The sequence below is a fragment of the Rhodopseudomonas sp. B29 genome, from assembly GCF_000333455.1.
GTDB lineage: Bacteria > Pseudomonadota > Alphaproteobacteria > Rhizobiales > Xanthobacteraceae > Rhodopseudomonas.
In genome coordinates this window covers 1-1,826 of the sequence record NZ_BADD01000135.1, presented here as the reverse complement: position 1 = coordinate 1,826, position 1,826 = coordinate 1, and the positions used below count along the sequence as shown (strand labels likewise).

Genomic DNA, 1,826 nt, shown 5'->3' with positions numbered 1-1,826 from the left:
GATGCCAGGGACCAAGCCAACGGCGGCATTGATGTCGAGCTCGACGTGTCTCTGTCGACGTCGCTCATGCGTCAAGCAGGCCACAAAGCCGCTCCGATACTCCGCTCGAACGCGCAGAATCTTTATTGGACGCCCGCGCAGATGATCGCTCATCACACTGTCAATGGCTGCAATCTTGAGCCCGGCGACTTGATCGGGACGGGCACGATATCCGGACCGAATGCGGGCGAGCTTGGCAGCATGCTTGAACTGACCGCTGCCGGATCCAAGCCCCTGGTTCTCGGGAGCGGCGAGGAGCGGGGCTTCCTGCAGGATGGCGACATCGTCTCGTTCTCAGGCCGCTGCCGACGACCAGGATACGCTTCGATTGGGTTCGGACAGTGCACCGGGACAGTGGCAGCAGCGAGAGAGACCATTTTCTAAACCACGGTATCGACGTCGCGCTAGGTGAGTTCGGTATCCTGTCAGTTGCTTCCGATAGCTCCCTTTTGATTGAATCAGCTTGGTTTATCTGTGAGGTGGACGTCACCACGCCTGGGTTGATGCCGGAATTGATCACTCGGATCGCGTCACAAAGCGCAGCTTGGCTCGACATCTTCCAACTCGCGGCAGACATCAAATCCGCTTTGGGTCAGATGCGCCGAATGGCAGCTGTCCGAAAGGGGCTGGAGGTCCGCTTTTGCCTGGAAGGGGTCTATAAGGCAAGCGTGCCCACCATGCATGCCTTCGGCCAATGGTGTTCAATACACCTTCTGATGCGTCGGACAATTGCAGGCAACGCCGCGTCCTCTATTGACGAGGACAGGAGCTGTTGCCCTTACTGCCCCACTCTGATCAGTCGAATAGAACTGCATTCGATTGCTGTCGGTGTCGATCATCGCCATCGTAAGTACGTCGGTGTAAACCGCATTGGTATCTAGCGAGATCCGATTTTCAGTCACAATGGGCAATGGCGGCGTCGACGGCGAATGGCCGTGGACTACGACATGCGAGAGGTGGCCGACGTGATCCAAGAACCGGCTCCTGATTTGCAGTAAGTCGGCTAAGCGTTGGTCATTAGGTGGCCGGGTCGGATCGATACCGGCGTGCACGAAGAGATATCGCCCTAGGACTTCGCTCAACGACGCTGATTGCAGGACCTCCACGTGGTCTTCAAAACGTTCTTTGATCTCGTGGAGATCATCGAAGGTGAAACAGTCTGAGTGTCCAAGGTATGATGCAAGCGTGGTAGCTGCACCACGCATAAACCAATCTTCGACGAACCTCTGCTCCGTCAAGGCATCGCGAAACATGAAATCGTGATTTCCCAGGAGCAAACGGCTTTCCGGCCAGCGCCTCAGTGTTTCGCATACGATATCCATGGCTCCGCGGCTGTCTGGCCCGCGGTCGACGATGTCGCCCAGGAAGTAGACACGGGGGCGACGACGAGTTTCGGTCGAATGCTCGTCTATGAATTTGATGAGAGTCTCCAGGAGGTCAGAACGTCCGTGGACATCGCCAATCGCGCACACGGTCGATTGCAGATTTAGGAGATTCATCTTGAGGGGCCGGGAGGAGGCAGAAGTCAATTTTGCGTCCTTGGACCCATGGAACATGGCCCCGCAACATTCCCTTTCGGGTTGCTTGCAGATTTGAGGGATTTGCTCGTCCCGGCCTAAGACAATCGGCGAAGCCTGTGTGAGGACTCGACGGATGTTCTTGATATGTTCTAAGTTGGCGCATGTCCGACCGACCCGCAAGCTGGCGAATGCCCACCCCCCCGACAGATGGAAAAGCTGGCGGTAGAGGCCGCGCGTAGGGGATGTGTGGGTGACCTCCGACCCGAC

2 protein-coding genes are annotated in these 1,826 nt (G+C 57.0%); one reads left to right on the top strand and one right to left on the bottom strand.

What is annotated here, in order from left to right; genetic code table 11:
• The coding region (locus I5M_RS05120; RefSeq protein ID WP_031335431.1) for a fumarylacetoacetate hydrolase family protein at positions 1–423 on the top strand (423 nt) is incomplete at its 5' end.
• A gap of 317 nt (positions 424–740) precedes the next feature.
• Here the strand turns inward: I5M_RS05120 and I5M_RS05115 are convergent.
• On the bottom strand, positions 741–1,826 hold a 1,086-nt coding region (locus tag I5M_RS05115), incomplete at its 5' end, for a metallophosphoesterase (protein ID WP_051048662.1).